The sequence below is a fragment of the Algoriphagus marincola DSM 16067 genome, assembly GCF_000429405.1.
In the GTDB taxonomy this organism is placed as follows: Bacteria; Bacteroidota; Bacteroidia; order Cytophagales; family Cyclobacteriaceae; genus Algoriphagus; species Algoriphagus marincola.
On the sequence record NZ_AUBU01000010.1, the window covers coordinates 37,620 to 55,898 of the forward strand.

At 42.0% G+C, this 18,279-nt stretch carries 19 protein-coding genes; 10 read left to right on the forward strand and 9 right to left on the reverse strand.

Annotation, left to right across the window (positions count from 1 at the left end):
* Nucleotides 1–65 precede the first annotated feature (65 nt).
* Nucleotides 66–1,358: a serine hydrolase domain-containing protein gene (locus G457_RS0110640; protein ID WP_026946466.1), complete on the reverse strand. Its 1,293-nt coding sequence runs from the start codon at nucleotides 1,356–1,358 to the stop codon at nucleotides 66–68.
* A 293-nt stretch (nucleotides 1,359–1,651) separates the two neighbouring features.
* Here G457_RS0110640 and G457_RS0110645 point away from each other — a divergent pair, with 293 nt between their 5' ends.
* Both G457_RS0110645 and G457_RS0110650 read left to right on the forward strand, forming a co-directional pair.
* Nucleotides 1,652–2,269 carry an NADPH-dependent F420 reductase gene (locus G457_RS0110645; protein ID WP_026946467.1) on the forward strand — a complete coding sequence of 206 codons (618 nt, stop codon included), beginning with the start codon at nucleotides 1,652–1,654 and terminating at the stop codon, nucleotides 2,267–2,269.
* A 140-nt stretch (nucleotides 2,270–2,409) separates the two neighbouring features.
* The gene (locus tag G457_RS0110650) at nucleotides 2,410–3,084 is read left to right on the forward strand and encodes an ROK family protein (protein WP_026946468.1); all 675 of its coding nucleotides are present in this window, start codon (nucleotides 2,410–2,412) and stop codon (nucleotides 3,082–3,084) included.
* On the opposite strand, the gene rfbA is transcribed toward G457_RS0110650, so the two are convergent.
* Nucleotides 3,085–3,948 carry a glucose-1-phosphate thymidylyltransferase RfbA gene (gene rfbA, locus G457_RS0110655; protein ID WP_026946469.1) on the reverse strand — a complete coding sequence of 288 codons (864 nt, stop codon included), beginning with the start codon at nucleotides 3,946–3,948 and terminating at the stop codon, nucleotides 3,085–3,087.
* Between the two features lie 265 nt (nucleotides 3,949–4,213).
* Between rfbA and G457_RS22535 the strand changes: the two genes are divergently transcribed.
* From G457_RS22535 to G457_RS0110670, 3 genes are all read left to right on the forward strand, one after another.
* Nucleotides 4,214–4,462, forward strand: coding sequence for an acyl carrier protein (locus G457_RS22535; RefSeq protein WP_081701424.1), 249 nt, complete (start codon nucleotides 4,214–4,216; stop codon nucleotides 4,460–4,462).
* A gap of 67 nt (nucleotides 4,463–4,529) precedes the next feature.
* Nucleotides 4,530–5,198 (forward strand): CAP domain-containing protein, encoded by a 669-nt coding sequence (locus G457_RS21340; protein ID WP_051260787.1) that lies wholly within the window; start codon nucleotides 4,530–4,532, stop codon nucleotides 5,196–5,198.
* Nucleotides 5,199–5,270: 72 nt separating this feature from the next.
* The gene (locus G457_RS0110670) at nucleotides 5,271–6,023 is read left to right on the forward strand and encodes a hypothetical protein (RefSeq protein ID WP_026946471.1); all 753 of its coding nucleotides are present in this window, start codon (nucleotides 5,271–5,273) and stop codon (nucleotides 6,021–6,023) included.
* Between the two features lie 229 nt (nucleotides 6,024–6,252).
* Here the strand turns inward: G457_RS0110670 and G457_RS0110675 are convergent, their stop codons facing one another.
* The gene (locus G457_RS0110675; protein WP_035483664.1) at nucleotides 6,253–7,632 is read right to left on the reverse strand and encodes an MATE family efflux transporter; all 1,380 of its coding nucleotides are present in this window, start codon (nucleotides 7,630–7,632) and stop codon (nucleotides 6,253–6,255) included.
* 183 nt (nucleotides 7,633–7,815) lie between these two features.
* Between G457_RS0110675 and mnmA the strand changes: the two genes are divergently transcribed.
* Genes mnmA through G457_RS0110695 form a run of 3 tightly spaced genes read left to right on the forward strand, consistent with a single transcriptional unit; the run spans nucleotide 7,816 to nucleotide 11,268 of the window.
* Nucleotides 7,816–9,030, forward strand: coding sequence for a tRNA 2-thiouridine(34) synthase MnmA (gene mnmA / locus G457_RS0110685; RefSeq protein WP_026946473.1), 1,215 nt, complete (start codon nucleotides 7,816–7,818; stop codon nucleotides 9,028–9,030).
* Nucleotides 9,031–9,041: 11 nt separating this feature from the next.
* A complete protein-coding gene (locus G457_RS0110690; RefSeq protein ID WP_026946474.1) occupies nucleotides 9,042–9,758 on the forward strand; it encodes a pseudouridine synthase in 717 nt (238 codons plus the stop codon).
* Nucleotides 9,759–9,804: 46 nt separating this feature from the next.
* Nucleotides 9,805–11,268, forward strand: a complete 1,464-nt coding sequence (locus G457_RS0110695) for a M28 family peptidase (RefSeq protein ID WP_026946475.1) — start codon at nucleotides 9,805–9,807, stop codon at nucleotides 11,266–11,268.
* A gap of 145 nt (nucleotides 11,269–11,413) precedes the next feature.
* Here the strand turns inward: G457_RS0110695 and G457_RS0110700 are convergent, their stop codons facing one another.
* From G457_RS0110700 to G457_RS0110715, 4 genes are all read right to left on the reverse strand, one after another.
* Nucleotides 11,414–12,697, reverse strand: a complete 1,284-nt coding sequence (locus tag G457_RS0110700) for a NupC/NupG family nucleoside CNT transporter (RefSeq protein ID WP_026946476.1) — start codon at nucleotides 12,695–12,697, stop codon at nucleotides 11,414–11,416.
* An 84-nt stretch (nucleotides 12,698–12,781) separates the two neighbouring features.
* Nucleotides 12,782–13,378, reverse strand: coding sequence for a bifunctional nuclease family protein (locus tag G457_RS0110705; RefSeq protein ID WP_026946477.1), 597 nt, complete (start codon nucleotides 13,376–13,378; stop codon nucleotides 12,782–12,784).
* 5 nt (nucleotides 13,379–13,383) lie between these two features.
* Complete coding sequence (locus tag G457_RS0110710) at nucleotides 13,384–14,352, reverse strand: electron transfer flavoprotein subunit alpha/FixB family protein (protein WP_026946478.1); 969 nt, start codon at nucleotides 14,350–14,352, stop codon at nucleotides 13,384–13,386.
* Nucleotides 14,353–14,386: 34 nt separating this feature from the next.
* On the reverse strand, nucleotides 14,387–15,124 hold the full coding sequence (locus G457_RS0110715; protein ID WP_026946479.1) for an electron transfer flavoprotein subunit beta/FixA family protein: 738 nt from the start codon (nucleotides 15,122–15,124) through the stop codon (nucleotides 14,387–14,389).
* Between the two features lie 74 nt (nucleotides 15,125–15,198).
* Here G457_RS0110715 and G457_RS0110720 point away from each other — a divergent pair, with 74 nt between their 5' ends.
* A complete protein-coding gene (locus tag G457_RS0110720; RefSeq protein WP_026946480.1) occupies nucleotides 15,199–15,531 on the forward strand; it encodes a hypothetical protein in 333 nt (110 codons plus the stop codon).
* Nucleotide 15,532: 1 nt separating this feature from the next.
* On the opposite strand, the gene G457_RS21345 is transcribed toward G457_RS0110720, so the two are convergent.
* Nucleotides 15,533–16,708, reverse strand: coding sequence for a patatin-like phospholipase family protein (locus tag G457_RS21345; RefSeq protein ID WP_051260809.1), 1,176 nt, complete (start codon nucleotides 16,706–16,708; stop codon nucleotides 15,533–15,535).
* An 86-nt stretch (nucleotides 16,709–16,794) separates the two neighbouring features.
* On the opposite strand from G457_RS21345, the gene G457_RS21350 reads away from it, so the two are divergent.
* Nucleotides 16,795–17,289: a hypothetical protein gene (locus G457_RS21350; protein WP_051260788.1), complete on the forward strand. Its 495-nt coding sequence runs from the start codon at nucleotides 16,795–16,797 to the stop codon at nucleotides 17,287–17,289.
* Here the strand turns inward: G457_RS21350 and G457_RS0110735 are convergent.
* Nucleotides 17,279–18,277, reverse strand: a complete 999-nt coding sequence (locus G457_RS0110735) for a zinc-binding dehydrogenase (RefSeq protein WP_026946481.1) — start codon at nucleotides 18,275–18,277, stop codon at nucleotides 17,279–17,281. The two genes, G457_RS21350 and G457_RS0110735, sit on opposite strands and share 11 nt — an antisense overlap.
* Nucleotides 18,278–18,279: the final 2 nt, after the last annotated feature.

Consider the following 18,279-nt stretch of genomic DNA (forward strand, 5'->3'; position numbering starts at 1 on the left):
ATAGGTATCTTTTCGAAGTTTTGTATCGGGAAGTAATCCATTCCCCTCAACTAGCTCATTTCAACTTATCGCTCCGCCCGATAAAACACATCCTGCAAAGCTTCTCGAATTCCCAAGCTGTACAATTTCCGATGATCTCTTGTAGGATAAACCCGATTGGAGAGAAAAATAAAGGTAAGTTTATGAACCGGGTCAGCCCAGACAAAAGTGCCTGTAAAGCCGGAGTGTCCAAAACTCTCCGGACTAGCCAAAGAGGATGGATAAGCATTTTCAAGAGAAAGCGCTGCATTGTCCAGCAGCGGCTTATCAAAGCCCAGACCGCGGCGGTTATCATTCTCTGGAAATTGCACCTCCGTAAACTCTCGAAGGGTTTCTGCGGAAATGAGCTGCTGTCCATCTACCCTTCCATAATTTTGATAAAAGAGCATGAGTTTAGCCAAGTCATCAGCCGTCCCGAATAAACCAGCATTGCCGGAAACTCCGCCTTTTAAGGCCGCATTTTCATCGTGAACCCATCCTTTTACTACCGATTTCCGAAATAGGGAGTCTATCTCCGTAGGAACAATAGCATTCGTAAATCCCTTTACCTTTGGCAAATATGCTAGCGTTTCACAGCCTAAGGGTTGATAGAAATTTTCTTCCAAATAGCTCTCATAGTCCATTCCCGTCAGCTGCTCAATCAGGCTTGGAAAAATCAAAAAACTGAGTCCAGAATACAGGTATTTCTTATCTGCTGATACATCCGATCGGTTGATGATTCGGTTCATTTTCCGCTCAAAACGATCATTTATATAAAGCCTGTCATAAACTTGGCCTGAAAAGCGATCCCTGGGAAAATCACGTACAAATCTCCTTTTTACCATCCCGTTGTTTTTGATCACCTTTTGCAAGAATACGATGTAAGGCACCAAACCAGCCTGATGAGCCAGAATTTCCCGCAATGTCAAATCCCTTTTGTCTTTTCGCTTTTGCCAGGGCTCCCAATAGGTACTGAATGGTTGGTCCAAATCAAGCTTTCCTTCATCCACTAGCTTCATCAAAGCAGGTAATGGACCCGAAATTTTTGTTACAGATGCCAAATCATAAAGATCATTCAATTTGACAGGTTGGATTTGATCATAGGTGTGATATCCGTAGGCCTGGTGAAAAATTACCGTGTCGTTTTTTGCTACCAAAACTTGAGCTCCGGGAAAGGCTAAACTATCGATCCCCATTTGCATGATGGAGTCTACTTTTTGCTTGATAAAAGCTCCATCCATACCTAGTTGAGACGGGCGAGCATGGATTAAATCATTTTGTGCGAATCCTAGCTGGACCAAGAGACAAATTGAGCAAAAGGCAAACAGTATTTTCTTCATTCTTTAGGGTTTTTTCAAAAGTATAGAAAAAATTCTGGCTAACTAAAGCAAGGTTTTTTTGGCCTGAACTTCAACACTTTAGCAATTCTAAAAAAAATTATACTTCGGGTTAGAAATTCACCCCATGCTTTTTGCTTTTGATATTCATAAAAGTGAATAATATATTGTAAATCAATTTTTTTCAAAATATTATTTTATTTTTCGATCGAACTATGCTAATTTTCAGCAGTTTATATGATTACTAGGAGCAAAATCTCCTTTCACCCTTTTATCAATCATAAACTTATCACCTTATGAAAATTGGAATATTGGGGGGTACATCCCTTGCAAAAACCCTTGGGAAAAAATTTATCGAGGCAGGTCTTGATGTAGTTTTTGGCGTTCGTCCGGACTTTGATACCCAAGAGCCTGAATGGAAAATGCTTAATCGACTCCATCATCGTATCTGTCCTTACGAATCTGCCATCATTCAGTCTGAATTTGTTCTAATCTGCGCAGATACAGGTTACCTTCCTGAAATCTGGATGTCACTCAAAAACACAGATACTCAGGATAAACTAATCATCGACTGTACCAATACGGTTTATGATGATCGGATCAAAAATTCACATATCAGACTATTGAAGAAGGCTGCTCCCAAAGCTCACCTATTTAAGGCATTCAACAACCTAGGAATTGACTATCCAATGTCCGATAACTTGGGGGTGATCAAAGAGACCTACTATTGTGGGGAAGATGTGCCTGAAAAAATCCGTGTCAAGAGGCTAATCGAATTCATTGGATTCAAAGCGATCGATGCCGGTAAGTTTGAAAATGCAGCACTCTTGGAAGCCTTTTATCACCTAGAAAGAGAAATCGCTGTAAACAAAAGCCAAAACAGTCAATATCACTTCAAATTGATATCAGCCTAAATGGGCATTCGCCCGTTTAGGTTATCATTTTAACCAAAATCGACTTGGTCGTATCGTCTTTTCCCTGATTTTTCATAGTTTCGGGCTATACAATCTATAATCTAAACTTAGCCATTCCAAAGGGAAAGGAAGTTCAAGAAATGAAGAAACCAAAAAAGAAAATTCTGGTAATCGACATCGGAGGTTCCAATGTCAAAATCTTGGCCACAGGCCAAAAAGACCGTATCAAAATCCCATCTGGAGCTGATTTTTCGCCAGAGCAACTAGTACCACTTGTAAGAGAGCATGCTGCCAATTGGGAATATGATCACATTACCATGGGTTTTCCCGGAGTGGTTAAGCATAATCAAATCATCAGTGACCCTGTAAATATGGGTTCCGGATGGACTGAGTTTGACTTTCATTCAGCCTTCGATTTACCTATCAAAATACTAAATGATGCAGCTATGCAGGCATTGGGTAGCTATGCAGGCAAAAAGCTTTTGTTTCTAGGTCTGGGAACGGGATTGGGTACTGCCATGGTCATGAATGGGACCATTATCCCGATTGAAGGGGGGCACTTGCCTTACAAAAAATCCACCTTTGAGAATTACGTTGGTAAGGCATACCTTTTTAAAAGCGGTCAAAAGCGTTGGGAAAAGCATGTTAGAAATACAGTTTCCATTCTTTCTGATGCTTTGCAGCCTGATGATATCGTATTAGGAGGAGGAAATTCCAAGCTGCTGACAGAAGTACCTGAAGGATGCCGTCTTGGAACCAATCAAAACGCTTTTTTGGGCGGATTTAGAATGTGGGAAGAAGATTTCTGGATTTGATCAATCCTTGATCAGACGCTTGAGATAAGCGCCATATCCACTCTTTCCTAGTTTTTCAGCTGCATGAAGGAGCTGTTCTTTTCCAATAAAACCACTTCTAAAAGCTATCTCTTCGATACAGCCGATCTTCAGTCCTTGCCTTTCTTCGATCACCTCTACAAACTGAGCGGCTTGGAGCAGAGACTGATGTGTTCCGGTATCTAGCCAGGCTGTTCCCCGATTGAGTATTGCCACCTGCAACTCATCCATTTTCAGATACTCATTATTGATATCGGTAATTTCCAGTTCACCTCTTGGACTAGGCTTGATGTTTTTGGCAATATCCACCACCCGATTGTCATAAAAATAAAGTCCGGGAACGGCAAAACTTGATTTTGGGTTTTTTGGCTTTTCCTCAATGCTGATGGCTTTCTGCTCCTCATTAAACTCCACCACACCATATCGCTCCGGATCAGTCACATGATAGGCAAAAACAACTCCCCCGGTAGGATTTGTATTTTCTTGCAAAGTCTTGGCTAGTCCCGAACCATAGAAGATATTATCCCCAAGAATCAAGGCAACCTTATCATCTCCGATAAATTCTTCTCCGATGATAAAAGCCTGCGCCAATCCATCCGGTGATGGTTGCACAGCATATTCAAACTGACAGCCGACCTGAGAACCATCACCCAACAACTTTTGAAATGATTCAGAATCCTCAGGAGTAGTAATAATCAAAATCTCCCGAATCCCAGCCATCATCAAAACGGACAATGGATAGTAGATCATGGGTTTATCATAGACGGGCATCAGCTGCTTGCTGACTGCAATGGTAAGTGGATAAAGTCTAGTACCGGAGCCTCCGGCCAAAATGATGCCTTTCATACAGAGAAGTAAATGTGTGCTATTAAATAAAAAACCAAAATTAATGTAAATGCCTATTTAAAGAAATAATTATATACGTTAGGTGCGCAAAAACACAAAACAAGTTGAGCAGTTTTTCATGCCAAGTAAAAGTGTCATTTTTTGACTTTTTTCAAAAAATACCAAGACATGGAATTTTAACACCTTTTAAAACCTTTTCAGTTATGATTTGCGTAATTCTCTAAAACTAACTACCACAAATACGCAATCATAAAATTGAAACGACATGAACCAACAATTTACTTTACTAAAAAAGGCTGCAGAAGTATTCCACTCCTATGGAATCATGCTGAATGGTGCTCGAAAAAACGATCACTTTATCCAAAACTTGAATATGGACCCAGTTTTCGTAAACGGTCTGATTTTCGAGTTGGAGTTCCAACTGAAAGTTTACCTGCAGGAAGAAATGCTCCAAAGAGCTTGTACTCCAAAAGAATTGATTGCGCTTTTTCTGGAAATGCCCCAAAGCAATTAATTTCTGTTCATCCATACTAAATAGGTCTATTCCAGCGTAAAAATTTCAGTACGATTGAAATTGGACAATGTGTAGACCTATTCTTGTATTCCTCCTATTGTGTATTCATCTAGAAGTAAAAGCTCAAAATTGGTCCTTGGCTGATTATGAGGATTTTACTTGGGATTCATTTTATAGATATGAGCCAGCCTACCAGGTTTTGGATCCTTCAGATATTGATTATCCGCTACTCCATGCGGCGATTTTTTATGTAAGCAATGAATATCGGACCAAACAAGGTCTACCTGCTTTTCGGTATTCCTACAAAATAGAGAAACTTGCAGCCGATCATGCTGGAGACATGGTCAAGCATAATTTTTACGGACATCAAAGCAAAATCAGAAACAAGCGGAAACTCAGGGATCGTTTTCAAATTGTAGGATTAAATCCACCACTGATAGCTGAAAATATCAGTGCAACCGCAGGGATAGATTATGAATATGGAAAAAGAATTTATCCTCCTACCAGCCCCGGAGAGTTTATTTATCAAGGCAAAGAGTCTGAACCGGTCCCCTACCATAGCTATATTTCCTATGCACGTGAGATAGTACAACTTTGGATTGACTCCCCTGGCCATCGAGCCAACCTAGTCAATCCAGGCTTAAATCAGATGGCAGCAGGATGTGCCATTTATCCGGAAAAGAGTTTTTACAACATGCCCTATTTTATTAATGTGCAATGCTTTAGCAATGAATAAATAGGTAAAATGCCGTATTGAGTCCTAGTCAGTAAACCATGAGCTTTGGAGAAACAAAAAACTTTCAATGCCATGAAAATTTCAAACTTTTATCGAGTTCTATCTTTTGTCATTCTGCTAGGAATTTCTGCTTCATGCGATTCAGATTCGGAGGATCCGCAACAAACCACACAGACAAATCCTTTACCGAGTCCGGGGGATGCAGATGGCGTACTAGCTGCTATTAAAGCAAAATCAAACCTTCCCGAAGGTACGCCTACCGTGCCCGGAATGCCTGATATTTTGATTGATGTGGCCAATGCCAACTTCTATTCTTCTGGCATCAATAGCAGCCTGGTCAATGCCGGAGATGTCAGTATCAATGCCTTTGCCATGCAAAATGTCAATGGAACTTATGTCAACAATTTCACAGATATCACCCTTGGAATCAACGAGGGGCAAGCTAATGATTGGGTTGTCTCTGGAGGAAATGAATTCGATGGGTTTTCTCATACCACCAATAAGCCAATGCCAGGAGTAGTCAGATTTCAAACCAGCGTAGGAGATCAAATCGCCTTGGGTGGTGACGTCACACTAAGCATTCAAAATGTACCTTCCAACGTTGATAATATTCTTTGGGTAATTTCTGATGGGCGTGAAGTGGTCACTAAAGAAGCTAGGTCTACAAGCATGACTTTCTCAGCCTCAGAAATCAGTGGACTTCGAGCTACTTCTCAGGGAATTGTCCAAGTAGCTGCTTACAATAGCGAAAGCCAAACCTTTGGCGGTAAGAAAATATACTTCATCAATGAAACAGTTGACAGTAAGTTTGTTTCATTGAATTAAGGGTGAATACTCTCTTATAAAGATATCCGCTTTCTTACCAGTGTTGACAAAAAGTCGGCTTATTGTCTGCTGAAAGGATCAGAATCCGGAAGCTTCGCCTGCCAGCCGTGGCTGGGTCTTCGTTCTTCCAACCAGTCAAGCAAAGTAAATAAGGTAGCTGACATGATTGCGGATATTCATATTCTTTTGATTGAAGATCAGCAAGCTGAACATCGGCTTGCTGATTTTTTTATACAGCTATTCGCTTCCAATTACCTTTCTTGAAAAATACATAAGCTACCACAGCATGAAGTGAATGTGCGATGGCTATGGCTATAAAGATCCCAAGATATTTCAAGTCAAAGGTAAATGCTAAGACCCAGGCAAGTGGAATTTCAAATGCCAATAATACAGCTACATTGATCCAGGCGGGAGTCTTGGTATCCCCTGCTCCATTAAATGCCTGAGTTAAGACCATGCCGATGGCAAAAAAAACATAACCTAAAGCAATCACCCAAAGTCCCTGAGCTGCAATATCCCGTACCTCTAGATTATCAGTAAAAATTCCCGCCAATTCATCTGAATAGAAAAGATAAATCCCTGTGACAGATGCCATAAAAATCATGCAGTATTTGGCAGTGAGCCATACAGATTCTTCAGCTCTTCCTACTTCCTTTGCACCCAGATTCTGTCCAACCAAAGTGGCAGCAGCACCGGATATACCCCAAGCCGGTAAGATGGTAAAAATCAATACCCTCATTGCAATCGTATAGCCGGCAAGTGCAGTGGATCCAAACTCTGCATTCATTCGGGTCAAAGCAACCCAAGATACAGAGTCAATTAAGAATTGGCCCATCCCTCCAAGGGCGATATCCATGATCTTACGGATAGTCTTCCACTTGACAATCAGATTAGCAGCGGTGATCTGCAATCGGTGTTTTCCATTAAAAAGATGGTAGAGTTGATATAAAACCCCGGTTCCACGGCCAACTGTAGTAGCCCAAGCAGCTCCTTCCAGCCCGAATCCATCAAAACTTCCCAATCCAAAAATCAACAAAGGATCCAGAATGATATTAAAGCCATTGGCAATCCAAAGTGATCGCATTGCATGATGAGCCTGGCCCGCTCCTCGGAAAGCACCATTGATCAAAAAGAGCAGTAGAATGGCTGCATTCCCTGCAAAGATAATCTGGGTAAATCTTGAACCCGTAATAATCACTTCTTCCTCAGCTCCCATGAGCAGGAGGATGTCAGAAGCGAAAAATATCCCCAAAACACTGAAAATAAGTGATATTGCTCCTCCCACCAATAGCAATTGGAAGGCTAAAGATCCTGCTTGATGATAGTCCTTTTCTCCAAACCTTCTAGAAATCAAAGCTGTTGCTGCCATGCTTATCCCGAATCCAACCGCATAAACAAGCACGATCACGGACTCAGTCAAACCCACTGTAGCAATGGCCTTTTCTCCCAATTTGGCTACAAAGAAGATATCCACTACCGCAAATAGAGATTCCATCATCATCTCCAAAATCATCGGTACCGCCAATACAAAAATTGCAGTCTTCAGAGAAAGCTTGGTAAAATCCTGCTCCTTACCTGCGATGGCATCTTTTAATAGTTGGAAGTTCATGGTCTCAATCCAAAAAAGGTCTGACAAAATTAGAGATTCTTGGACCTTAAGCGCACAAAGAGATAAATATCTTTTGGATGGTGATGCCATTCATTTTACCGAACTTTGGCTAAAATTGAACCCCTTGAAAAAAATGGGGGTTTACAAGTGAAATTCAATGGACCTTTAATCCATCTCTGAATCATGGCAAATAGAAAACCAAGAGTTGTAGTCGGGCTATCCGGTGGTGTGGATAGCTCTGTAGCCGCCCATCTTTTATTGGAACAAGGCTACGAAGTCATCGGTATGTTTATGAAAAACTGGCACGATGAATCTGTCACCATCTCCAATGAATGTCCTTGGATGGAGGATTCTACCGATGCCATGTTGGTGGCCGAGAAACTCGGAATTCCTTTCCAAGCCATCGATCTCAGCGAGGAATACCGCGAACGCATCGTTGATTACATGTTTGCTGAATATGAAGCTGGCAGAACACCCAATCCGGATATTCTTTGTAACCGAGAAATCAAGTTTGATATCTTCCTAAAAGCAGCCCAAAAGCTCAAAGCTGATTTTGTAGCTACAGGCCACTATTGCCAAAAAGGTGAAATAGAAGTTGATGGAAAATCCGTTTACCAACTCCTCGCCGGAGCTGATCCCAATAAAGACCAAAGCTATTTCTTATGTCAATTGACCCAAAGTCAATTATCAAAAGCACTATTTCCCATCGGCCATCTGAAAAAGTCTGAGGTCAGAGCCATTGCCAAAAAACTAGACTTGATTACGGCAGAAAAGAAAGATTCTCAGGGACTTTGCTTTATCGGAAAAGTGAGACTTCCAGACTTTCTCCAGCAGCAGTTGAAGCCGAAAACAGGCCCCATCATAGAGATTCCTTCAGAATTGGGCAAACTTAAAAAATACCAAGTACCTGCCAATCTGGACCCGGAAGATTACGATGAAGAAACACTAAGGGATCTAGCCTTTCCCCTAACCTATCAAGTAGATGAAGGGAAAAAAGTCGGCGAACATCGAGGTGCCCATTATTTTACAGTCGGTCAGCGAAAAGGATTGAACGTAGGGGGAACCGGTAAACCGCTTTTTGTGATCGCTACGGATACCAAAGAAAATGTCATCTATGTAGGACTTGGAGAAGATCATCCAGGTCTCTTAAGGTATGCTCTTTTTGTAAAAAATGATCAAATTCATTGGATTCGAGAGGATTTGAAGCTTCTTCCCGGAGAAACTGCCAGATATGAAGCAAGAATACGATACAGACAAGCCCTTTCTGGAGCCACTCTTTTGCAACGCGAAAATGGTCTGTACATCATCTTTGATCAAGCCCAAAAAGGAATCGCCTCCGGTCAGTTTGTAGCATGGTATCAAGGTGAAGAGTGCATCGGTTCAGGTACCATCTATTGAACTCGAATCGAATGTTGGAGATTATCTACGAAGACGCTGGACTGATTGCTATAAATAAGCCGGCAGGCCTTTTGGTTCACCGAACGAAACTAGCGGCAGAAGAGCAGCATGAGCTTGCCATTCAAATGCTTCGGGATCAAGTTGGAGTCCACGTCCATCCCGTTCACCGATTAGACAGGGCTACTTCAGGAGTTTTACTTTTCACTAAGAATCGAGACTTGATTCCTCTTGTAGAAAAGGAATTTGCTGAGCGAAGGGTGAAAAAAACTTACTTGGCGCTAGTTCGGGGGGTACCGAGAGAAGCTCAAGGTACTTTTGATCGTCCGTTAGAAAGTGAGCGAAGTAAAAAACTTCAGGAGGCAATTACCCGCTTTAAAGTCCTTTTCTCAGCAGAAATTCCTTTTGATACCACCGGTCGATACCCCAGCAGTCGCTATGCTTTACTGGAGCTTTCTCCTGAAACCGGCCGAACACATCAGATTAGAAGGCATTTAGCACAAGCCAGACATTACATCATCGGAGATAAGAAACATGGAGACAATAAACAGAATAAGTTTTTTGAAGCTCAATTCAAGCTCCATAAAATGCTGCTTCATGCCCATACTTTGGAGTTCACCCACCCGATTGAAAATAAGCTCATCCGAATTCAGGCAGCACTACCTGTACACTTTCGGGCAATTTTAGTGGATCTGGGGATTAAAGCAGAAGAAGTTTTGAATTTGAGTTAATCCCTATTTCTATTTCTCGTATTTTAAGGCAATTAAACCCAATCAGATGAATAAAAAGATTTTAAGCTTGGCACTGCTAGTCTCACTTTCAGGCCTTGCGACTGCCCAGCAGGAAACAATCGAAAAGCGATTTAAAGAAAAAGAAGCAATTAGTCATTTTACCTATTTAGCCTCAGATGAATTGATGGGAAGGGATCCCGCCCGTCCTGAGATGGCTTTAGCTTACAATTACATTGCAAAATTTCTAAAAAAGTACAAAGCTCAGCCAATCCCGGGAGCGGATGGCTATTTCCAAAATATCCCTTTTAATCTTTCTGCTCCACCAAAAACCGGAGAATTGATGATAGGGAATACCAAATATTCACAAGGCGAAGAACTCCTAGTCTTAGATGGAGAGGCGGCTTCGGGTGACTATGAAGTAGTGGATTTGGGATTTGGTCTAGAAGAGGACTTTGCTGGCAAAGATGTCAAAGGTAAGGTAGTCATTACTAACGTGGGCGCACCAGATCAAATGAGCCCTGCTGCCCTTTTTGCCCTTGGAAGATTAAAGACTGCTAGAGCTCAAAAAGCCGGAGCAGTAGCCTTGGTAGAGCGATTCAATATTCCTTCCGTTCCGTGGCAATTGGTTGCCAACTTTCTAAACCGACCTACGCTTGGAATCGATCAGGGTGAGAGCTCCAGCCTACCCTATCTTTGGGTGAAGGATGCAGAGAATTCCCTCAGCGATGGAAAAGTAAAAAACATTCAACTGAATGTGGCAGGTAAAAACAATACCAAAATTGAGGGAAAAAATGTGGTGGCTTGGATCGAGGGAACTGACCCTGAGCTGAAAGACGAGTATCTATTGCTATCAGCTCATTATGATCATGTGGGAGTGGGTACACCTGATGCGGAAGGAGACTCCATTTACAATGGAGCAAGAGACAATGCTGTCGGAACGGTAGCCGTGATGAATGCAGCAAAATACTTTGCAAAAAATCCACCGAAACGATCCATTATCCTAGCGCTTTGGACAGCAGAGGAAAAAGGACTTTTGGGTTCGGCCTATTTCGCTGAAAACCCACTGATTCCTCTAGATAAGATCATCTATAATCTGAATATTGACAATGGTGGGTACAATGATACCGAGATAATTACCGTCATTGGTTTGGGAAGGACTAGCAGTGATCCACTGATTAGTCAGGCAGTATCAGAGTTTGGGCTGGAAGCAATCGCAGACCCTTCTCCTGAGCAAGGACTTTACGATCGCTCTGATAATGTGAATTTTGCTAGAAAGGGAATTCCTGCACCTACCTTCTCTTTGGGTTTTAGAGCCTTTGATGATGAGATCAGCAAATACTACCACAAGCCAGGTGATCATGTGGACAACTTTGATTTGGACTATGCGGTGAAATATTGGAAATCCTATATCCGAGCAGCCGAACTTATCGCTAATGATGCTGCAAAGCCAAAATGGGTTGCCGGTGACAAGTACGAGCAGGCAAGCAAAGAGCTTTACGGAGATCGATAATTGATTGACTCTTAAAAATTCAAACCCGGGGATATGAATCATCCCCGGGTTTTTTGTTTTATAAGTTTTAAAACTTTATCAAGGTGAAGATTTTTCGAGCTAGCTTCTACTGATTACTTGCTTCTTGAGACCTGCTACTCGCTACTTAAAACAACATTCCCGCAATTGTCGCTGTCATCATACAAGCAAGTGAAGCAGCAAAAAGCGAAATCAAACCAAGTTTACTCAGCGTTCCCTGTTTATTAGGAGCGATGATACTGATTCCACCTAGCTGAATGGCAATTGAACTGAAATTAGAAAAACCACACAGCGCATAGGTTGCGATGACGATGGACTTGGGAGAAAGAGAACCTACCTCTTTCATTTCGGAAAGACTCAAGTAGGCTACAAATTCATTGATCACTGTCTTTTGACCCAAGAGACTTCCTACCTGCAAAGTATCCGTCCACTCTACCCCTATCACCCAAGCGAAAATTCGGAATACCTGCCCAAAAATATATTCCAGAGAAAAGCCATCAAACTGTCCTCCTGTGGTACTTACCACAAAGCCATTGATTCCTGTCACTTCACCAAACAAATCACTCAAAAAGTAATTGACAGCTGCAATGACCGCTATAAAAGCCAAAAGCATGGCCCCTACGTTGAGAGCAAGCTTTAATCCTTCGGAAGCACCAATAGACATGGCGTCGATCAGGTTGACTCCCATACTTTCCTTACTCACTTCCAGCTTTTCTTGGACGCGCTCTTTTTCCACTTCAGGGATGAAAATCTTCGATAGCACTATCGCAGCCGGTGCATTCATAATACTCGCTCCCAAAAGATAGGCAGCAAATTTACTTTGCTCTTCTAGACTATCTCCTCCCAAAAAGGCTACGTAGCCTGCAAGAACACCTCCTGCTATTGTCGCCATACCACCCGTCATCAAGCACATAAGTTCTGACTTGGTCATATTGGGAATAAAGGGGCGAACAAGTAGTGGAGCTTCAGTTTGTCCCAAGAAAATATTTCCCGCTGCAGAGAGACTTTCCGGACCGGACAATCGCATCGTGCGTGCCATTATCCAGGCGATTCCAAAGACCACTTTTTGAAGAACCCCTAAGTAATATAGCCCAGCAGAAACGGTAGAAAAGAAAATAATCGTCGGTAAAACCTTAAAAGCGAATATGAATCCGAAACTATCACCTGCCAGATCGCCGAAAATAAACCTTGCCCCTGCCTCACTAAAACTCAGAAACTTGACAAATGCACTGGATAAAGCCGAAAAGCCGGAAGCAACAATCGGAACCTTAGTGATCAGAATTCCAAAAACCAATTGGAGAGCAATTCCTATAAGCACCAGTCTCCAATCTACTTTTCGTCGGTTTGCTGAAAAAATGTAAGCAATTGCCACGATGACAAGCAAACCAATGATACCTCTGATATAATCCATAGAATTCCTGTTGAAGCAGAAGCCTCAAAATTAGAGAATAGGGAGCAATAAAAAAGCCTGATCTCTCAGGCTTTTTTCGAAGTCCTAGTTTCGTTTATTTATTTCATCCCTGATTCGCGCAGCTTTTTCATAGTCCTCATCAGCGATTGCCTTATCCAGCAATTGATTGAGTTTATCCAAGCTAAAATCCTTCAAGGATGGTTCTTTCTTTGCAGTAAATTTTTGTGAAGAAGTTGACTTGGTACTTTTGGTTTGGGGCTCTTCTACATCGAAATGCTCCACGCCACCTTCCGACATCACCTTTTCGCTACAGAATATCGGACAACCGAAGCGAATTGCAATGGCAATAGCATCAGATGGCCTGGAATCAATTTCTGCATCGACCTGATCACTTCGACATTGAATTTTGGCGTAATACACACCTTCTTTCATATCAGTAATCACCACCCGATCGATATCATAATTGAATCCTGTAGCGAATGATTTAAATAAGTCATGCGTCATCGGACGATTAGGAATTATTTTTTCTATCTCCAAGGCAATTGCCTGAGCTTCAAACATCCCAATGACGATGGGTAGACGGCGGACTCCTCCAACCTCTCCCAGTACCAAAGTAAAAGATCCTGACTGAGAATGGTTAGAAGAAAGACCTAAAATTTCCAGTTCAATAACTTTTTCCACAAAAATTAGAGTTCAGCTTTAAGCGCTTCGTTCAACTTAGGAACAACTTCAAAAGCATCTCCTACGATCCCATAATCCGCAGCTTTGAAAAATGGAGCTTCCGGATCTTTATTGATCACGACGATATATTTTGAAGAGTTTACGCCCGCAAGATGCTGAATAGCGCCTGAAATTCCTATTGCTACGTATAAAGTTGGTGCAACTTTTACACCAGTTTGGCCTACGTGCTCGTGATGAGGTCTCCAACCGATGTCAGAAACTGGCTTTGAACAGCCGGTTGCTGCTCCCAAGGTTTTGGCCAAGTCTTCTATCATTCCCCAATTCTCAGGGCCTTTCATTCCGCGTCCGCCTGAAACTACGATGTCAGCTTCAGGAAGTAGTATTTCACCTGTAGCCTGCTCAATAGATGTGATTTTCGAAGCAAAATCAGAATCAGCCAAGCTAACTTCAAAGGATTCTACACTTGCTGGAGCACCATCCGTTTTCAAGTCAACAGCATTCTTTTTGATCGCCAAGATTTTATTTTCAGTTTCTACTGCCGTCATGGCAAAAGCCTTTCCGGTGTAAATACTTCTTTTCACTTGGTATCCTGAACTTGTATCGGGCAATTCGACTACGTTTGAAACAAGTCCTGCTTTAATTTTAATTGCCAGTCGGGCAGCTACAGCATCACCAAGGGATGATTTTGCTAAAACTACAGTCTTTGCTCCTACCTTCTCGAATGCTTGAGCAACAGCTGATGCATGCGCCTGAATTACTCCTGCAGAAAGCCTGTCATCTGAGGCATGCAATACTTTTGCAGCACCGGCAGAACCCACAGAAGCTAACTCATCATCTCCGATAGCACCTAAAGCTACAGCGACTACTTCTCCTTCGTTGGTTTTAGCTGCCAAAGCATTTGCAAACGATACTGCCTCAAGACTTGTCTTTTTTACCTTACCTCCTGCGTGTTCTATATATACTAAAATTGCCATATTATCTTGATTTTAAATTCTCTATTTTATTGAATTAAAGGACTTTAGCTTCGTTTTTCAAAAGCTTCACTAGCTCTCCAACATTGTCCTTATCGATGAGCTTCACAGCACCTTTTGCAGGAGGAAGCTGATATTGTGTAGCTTCTGCTTGTGTTTCTTCAGAAACGGCTTCCAAGACATTCAAAGGCTTTGTTCGAGCAGACATGATTCCACGCATGTTAGGAATTTTCCATTCTGCGATGGGCTCCTGACATCCAGCGATCAAAGGAAGGGTAGCCTCAAGCATTTCCTTACCCCCTTCAATCTCACGGGCCATTTTCACCGTGCTTCCTTCCACATCCAGCTTCATTACTGGAGAAAAGGATGGCATGCCAAGGATTTCTCCGACCATTCCATGGACCATTCCTCCATTGAAATCAATAGATTCTCTTCCCATCAAAATCAAGTCATAGCCTCCCTCTTTGGCATAATGAGCGATTTGAGAAGCTACGAAAAATGAATCTTTTGGCTCAGCATTCACTCGGATAGCTTCGTCAGCCCCGATGGCCAATGCCTTTCGCAGCGTAGGGTCACTTTCTGCAAGTCCTACATTTAATACGGTCAATTTACCTCCAGTCTGATCTCTTAGCTCAACTGCTCGAGCCAATGCATAGTCATCGTAGGGACCGATGATAAACTGAACCCCTGTGGTGTCAAACTTTGTATTATTGTCAGTGAATTGAATCTTTGACGTCGTATCTGGCACGTGGGTGATACATACAAGAATCTTCATTGGTTTAGAATTTGATTATTTTAGATTTATTTGTCGTGAAAATAACAGTAAGACCTTAATTAAAAAAACAATTCATGGCCAATTTAGAGCGACTTAGACTTTTAGAAGAGTTTGCAAAAGAAGAACCTAACAACCCCTTTAACTGGTACGCATTAGCACTGGAAACTGAAATAAGTCAACCTGATAAAGCTCTATTTTACTTTAGAAAAGTCCTAAAGGATTTTCCTGAATATTTACCGGTGTATTTCCCATCAGCACACTTTTTCGCAGAAAACGAACTGATCCAAGAAGCCAAAGAAACTTTCGAATCAGGAATTGAACTGGCTAAGCAACTCAAGGAATCAAAAGCACTACGGGAACTGCAAAATGCCTATCAAAACTTCCTGTTCGAATATGACCTAGACTAGGTCAAACTTTGAAATTTGTAGGAAAATGCTCTTGCTTGATCTCCTGTCCTCCCGCCATGTGGCCTAAATCATATAATTTTCGACAGTTTTTTGCATTATCCATCGCAGCTAGGCTATCCACCTGCTTTTGAGTATATGGTTTCGAGGGCTTAAATCGCTCATTCAGATCTTCCACGTCAAGCATCACATTGTAGCGTAGGTAGTGAATCAATCCCTTTTTTCTTCCTGGTTCATCCGTAAGAATATCATCTTCCAAAGCTGTCACTTCACTATCAATCTCAACCGCTGTAGGCGAGCGCGATAGCCATTGCATGATCTGTTGATTTTGCCAACTGGCATCTTGCATAAACATTTCTGGAAGATTGGAAGCCCAATTCAGCAGGTGACTTTTACTGATTCGTCGAGGTAGCTTTTTCCAGCGAGTCATTCCTGTCCCTACAGACACGACCATTAATTTATCCTCACCCATTTCCCAATGGTAAGGGAATCCTTTGAGCGTTGCGACCATCAACATCTGAAGCGCAGGATTATTGGCCATGCTGACTCCACCGTCTACAAATGCGGCATAGCTGTCCTTTCCTCCCACATGAATGCTTTGTGGAAGAAAATAAGTGGGAGCTGCTGCACTCGCGCGTACACATTCCCAAACGGGTATGGCCTTATTATTCCCATGCTCTGTGTCATAAAACTTTCCTTTGGGATGGTTATTCAAAGGCCAAACGGAATTGGTATCTGCACGCTTGGCTACGATGACAAGAGCCGTTTTAATTTCCTTCTGATCCCCAAGCAAAGTATCCCCGAATACGTTTTTCAGTTCAGAAATCAAGGCCTTATCGTCATATTTGGCCTTCAGAAGATCATCAATCTCGAAAATTCGATACCAGCGGTATTTTTTTCCAAAGATTTTGGTGCCTAGCTCAAAGTATTTATCCCGAATTTCATCCACAGACATTCCTTTGGCCAAGGCCGCGGCAATGATAGACCCGGTACTTGTCCCTCCTATCATGTCAAAGTACTCACAAAGCAACATGTCTGGTTTCGAGTGCTGTTTTCGAATGAGTTCTTCAATGTGTTTCAAATACCCAAGCGTCAATGCACCTCGAATCCCCCCACCATCCAGGGCAAGGATTCGTTTGTTTCCAGTCTTCGCATCAAATTTTTCGGCTAAAGTCTTCATAAAAGTGATTTTGGATTTTTGGAGAAAAACATTTTTATACAATTTAGTAAATTGAAATTCAGCTAGTTAAAAAATCAGAAATTTTTATGGCAGTCACACAGAAAGAAATGCTCGAATACTTCATTCCGAGAATTGAAGAAAAGGGTAAAACCTACGAAAAGAAAACGCTGGTGACGGCTAAAAAAGCAAAGCCGGGGGAAAAAGTAATTACCCGAACATCAGATGGTGTAGAAACCCAAAACACGGCGAAGGAAGGTGATTTTTTGGTTGAAAATCAAACCAGTTCAGGTGAGCAATATCTGGTTGGAAAGGAGATCTTCGAAAGTAAATACCGAATCCATCAAAGCTTGTCAAAAGGCTGGGCCAGCTACCATCCGATCGGGAAAATCAATGCAATTGAAGTCAATGCTCAAGACCTAGAGCACTTCAAAAGTGATGAGGAGCTTACTTTTACAGCTCCTTGGGGTGAAAGCATGGTAGTCAAAGAAGGTGACTTCCTGGTATGCCCACTGGATTTTTCAGAAATTTACCGAATTGCCAAGAAGGAATTTGGTGAGACTTATAAAGCTATTAAGGCTTAAGAACAATTTTCCCCAACTGTTTTCCATCCCGCATTCTGTCAAATGCAGCCACGGCATTCTCAAAAGAAAAGACTTGATCCACTAAGGGTTTGATTTCCTTTTCTTCCACTAATTCCAGCATTTCAGAGAAATCATTATCCGAACCCATCGTGCTGCCCATAATTTTTAATTGATTCCAGAAAATTCGACGCGCTTCCAATTTACCGGGGTTTCCCTGCGTTGCTCCGTAAATGACTATCCTAGCTCCCGGCCGAGAAACTTTGATCAAGTCATTCAACCCATCGCCTGAAGCCCCATCAATAATTAAATCAAACCCTCCTGTTTCGTTTTGGGCTTTCTTAGTCCAATCTTCATCTCTATAATTAAAGCCTCCATCTAGCCCAATTTCGATGGCTTTTTGAATTTTAGACTCTTGACTACTAGATACATATATCTTAGCACCTAAAGCTTTTGAGAATTGTGCAGCAAACTGTGCAACTCCCCCTCCAAAGCCTGTAATCAGGACTTGATCGCTTGGTTTGACTTTTCCCTGATATACCAATGCTCTAAAAGCGGTCAAACCTGCCAAAGGCAGCGCTGCGGCTTCCTCCCAATTCAAATGAGAAGGCTTCAGATGAAGTCGGTCAGCTGGTACAATGACATATTCTGAAAGGGTCCCATGCTCTGGCATCCCCAAAATTTGAAAATCATTAGATTGGGCCTTTTGATCCTCACCCCAATGAAGAGCCGGATTTATGATGACTTCTTGACCTACTTTCCAAGAGGTAACTTCTGACCCAATTTCTTCAATAATTCCAGCTCCATCAGAACCCAAAATCACTCCATCGGAAATATTTGGGTAGAGCCCTTGTCGACACCATTCATCCCGATGATTTAGCGCAGCGGCCTTGATTTTTACTTTCACCTGATTTGACATGAGTGAAGGGATGCTCACCTCTCTCAATTGAATTTTATCAGCGAGATTTCTATCTAAAACAATTCCTAGCATGA

Coding starts and splice junctions, on each gene's coding strand:
- G457_RS0110640 (WP_026946466.1), bottom strand. CDS start 1,358: ATGAAGAAAATACTGTTTGCCTTTTGCTCAATTTGTCTCTTGGTCCAG.
- G457_RS0110645 (WP_026946467.1), top strand. CDS start 1,652: ATGAAAATTGGAATATTGGGGGGTACATCCCTTGCAAAAACCCTTGGG.
- G457_RS0110650 (WP_026946468.1), top strand. CDS start 2,410: ATGAAGAAACCAAAAAAGAAAATTCTGGTAATCGACATCGGAGGTTCC.
- rfbA (WP_026946469.1), bottom strand. CDS start 3,948: ATGAAAGGCATCATTTTGGCCGGAGGCTCCGGTACTAGACTTTATCCA.
- G457_RS22535 (WP_081701424.1), top strand. CDS start 4,214: ATGAACCAACAATTTACTTTACTAAAAAAGGCTGCAGAAGTATTCCAC.
- G457_RS21340 (WP_051260787.1), top strand. CDS start 4,530: ATGTGTAGACCTATTCTTGTATTCCTCCTATTGTGTATTCATCTAGAA.
- G457_RS0110670 (WP_026946471.1), top strand. CDS start 5,271: ATGAAAATTTCAAACTTTTATCGAGTTCTATCTTTTGTCATTCTGCTA.
- G457_RS0110675 (WP_035483664.1), bottom strand. CDS start 7,632: ATGAACTTCCAACTATTAAAAGATGCCATCGCAGGTAAGGAGCAGGAT.
- mnmA (WP_026946473.1), top strand. CDS start 7,816: ATGGCAAATAGAAAACCAAGAGTTGTAGTCGGGCTATCCGGTGGTGTG.
- G457_RS0110690 (WP_026946474.1), top strand. CDS start 9,042: ATGTTGGAGATTATCTACGAAGACGCTGGACTGATTGCTATAAATAAG.
- G457_RS0110695 (WP_026946475.1), top strand. CDS start 9,805: ATGAATAAAAAGATTTTAAGCTTGGCACTGCTAGTCTCACTTTCAGGC.
- G457_RS0110700 (WP_026946476.1), bottom strand. CDS start 12,697: ATGGATTATATCAGAGGTATCATTGGTTTGCTTGTCATCGTGGCAATT.
- G457_RS0110710 (WP_026946478.1), bottom strand. CDS start 14,352: ATGGCAATTTTAGTATATATAGAACACGCAGGAGGTAAGGTAAAAAAG.
- G457_RS0110715 (WP_026946479.1), bottom strand. CDS start 15,124: ATGAAGATTCTTGTATGTATCACCCACGTGCCAGATACGACGTCAAAG.
- G457_RS0110720 (WP_026946480.1), top strand. CDS start 15,199: ATGGCCAATTTAGAGCGACTTAGACTTTTAGAAGAGTTTGCAAAAGAA.
- G457_RS21345 (WP_051260809.1), bottom strand. CDS start 16,708: ATGAAGACTTTAGCCGAAAAATTTGATGCGAAGACTGGAAACAAACGA.
- G457_RS21350 (WP_051260788.1), top strand. CDS start 16,795: ATGGCAGTCACACAGAAAGAAATGCTCGAATACTTCATTCCGAGAATT.
- G457_RS0110735 (WP_026946481.1), bottom strand. CDS start 18,277: ATGCTAGGAATTGTTTTAGATAGAAATCTCGCTGATAAAATTCAATTG.